Raw genomic sequence first — 1,971 nt, 5'->3', positions numbered from 1 at the left:
GACGCAGAGGGCAGCGGGATTCACCCCGGGATCGACCCGGATTTCCGCTGTCCGCGACGGATGAGGATTCCGCCCCCGTGGTCCGCCGCAGGACGGTATCTGATGCGAGCCTTGGTAGTTCGGTGTCCCCCGGTTCGGCCGGTGGATTCCGAACGGTAACCGATACGCAAGACCAGATGGTAACGATCACATGCGTGATCCGACCCGCCACCCACGTGCACCAGCACGTACACATTCCGGTTGATCCTGCCGGAGGTCATTGCTATCGGGGTCCGATTTAGCCATGCTAGTTGTGCGGGTTTAGACCCGCGGCGTATAGCTCAGTAACACGTGGCCAAACTACCCACCAGACAGGAACAACCTCGGGAAACTGAGGCTAACACCTGATACGCGTTGATTGTTTGAATACATCGACGCTCAAACGCTCCGGCGCTGGTGGATGTGGCTGCGGCCGATTAGGTAGACGGTGGGGTAACGGCCCACCGTGCCGATAATCGGTACGGGTTGTGAGAGCAAGAGCCCGGAGACGGAATCTGAGACAAGATTCCGGGCCCTACGGGGCGCAGCAGGCGCGAAACCTTTACACTGCACGCCAGTGCGATAAGGGGACCCCGAGTGAAAGGGCATATCGCCCTTTCTTTTCTGAACCGTAGGGAGGTTCAGGAACAAGAGCTGGGCAAGACCGGTGCCAGCCGCCGCGGTAATACCGGCAGCTCGAGTGATGACCGATTTTATTGGGCCTAAAGCGTCCGTAGCTGGCCGTGCAAGTTCGTCGGGAAATCCACCCGCTCAACGGGTGGGCGTCCGGCGAAAACTGTACGGCTTGGGACAGGAAGGCTCGAGGGGTACGTTCGGGGTAGGAGTGAAATCCCGTAATCCTGAACGGACCACCGATGGCGAAAGCACCTCGAGAGGACTGATCCGACAGTGAGGGACGAAAGCTGGGGTCTCGAACCGGATTAGATACCCGGGTAGTCCCAGCCGTAAACGATGTTCGCTAGGTGTGACACTCACTACGAGTGAGTGTTGTGCCGCAGGGAAGCCGCTAAGCGAACCGCCTGGGAAGTACGTCCGCAAGGATGAAACTTAAAGGAATTGGCGGGGGAGCACTACAACCGGAGGAGCCTGCGGTTTAATTGGACTCAACGCCGGTAACCTTACCAGCCCCGACTACGGTGATGACGGCCAGGTTGATGACCTCGCCACGATGCCGTAGAGAGGTGGTGCATGGCCGCCGTCAGCTCGTACCGTGAGGCGTCCTGTTAAGTCAGGCAACGAGCGAGACCCGCGCTCCTAATTGCCAGCATGTCCCTTGAGGATGATGGGTACATTAGGAGGACTGCCGCCGCCAAGGCGGAGGAAGGAACGGGCAACGGTAGGTCAGTATGCCCCGAATGGGCTGGGCAACACGCGGGCTACAATGGCCGAGACAATGGGTTCCAACCCCGAGAGGGAGCGGTAATCTCAGAAACTCGGTCGTAGTTCGGATTGCGGACTGCAACTCGTCCGCATGAAGCTGGATTCGGTAGTAATCGCATTCCAGGAGAGTGCGGTGAATACGTCCCTGCTCCTTGCACACACCGCCCGTCAAAGCACCCGAGTGGGGTCCGGATGAGGCCTGCCTAGCAGGTCGAATCTGGGCTCCGCAAGGGGGCTTAAGTCGTAACAAGGTAGCCGTAGGGGAATCTGCGGCTGGATCACCTCCACAGACCGGGATCTGCCCTCTGGGCAGACCCACCTTTCGCCGTTTCGGTGTCACCGGTTCCGACCGGGCACCTTAGAACTACCAAGGCTCCATAGGGCTCGTAGCTCAGTGGGAGAGTGCCTCCTTTGCAAGGAGGATGCCCGGGGTTCGAATCCCCGCGAGTCCATGTCGGATAGAAGGAAACCGGGCGGGTTATATGCCCGACGAGAGTACGATGGAATCCAGACCGACCGATGCACCAGACCGCGAGAGCGCGTCTGGGAAGG

General features: G+C 59.6%; 1 tRNA gene and 1 rRNA gene. Both read left to right on the top strand.

Features of this window, described 5'->3' with window-relative positions:
* Nucleotides 1–233: 233 nt before the first annotated feature.
* A 16S ribosomal RNA gene (locus tag ACP95_RS12595) occupies nucleotides 234–1,706 on the top strand.
* A 93-nt stretch (nucleotides 1,707–1,799) separates the two neighbouring features.
* Nucleotides 1,800–1,871 (top strand) — tRNA-Ala (locus ACP95_RS12590).
* Nucleotides 1,872–1,971: the final 100 nt, after the last annotated feature.

The sequence above is a fragment of the Halolamina rubra genome (genome assembly GCF_000739555.1).
GTDB classification, from domain to species: Archaea; Halobacteriota; Halobacteria; order Halobacteriales; family Haloferacaceae; genus Halolamina; species Halolamina rubra.
This window is presented reverse-complemented; position numbering and strand designations above follow the sequence as displayed.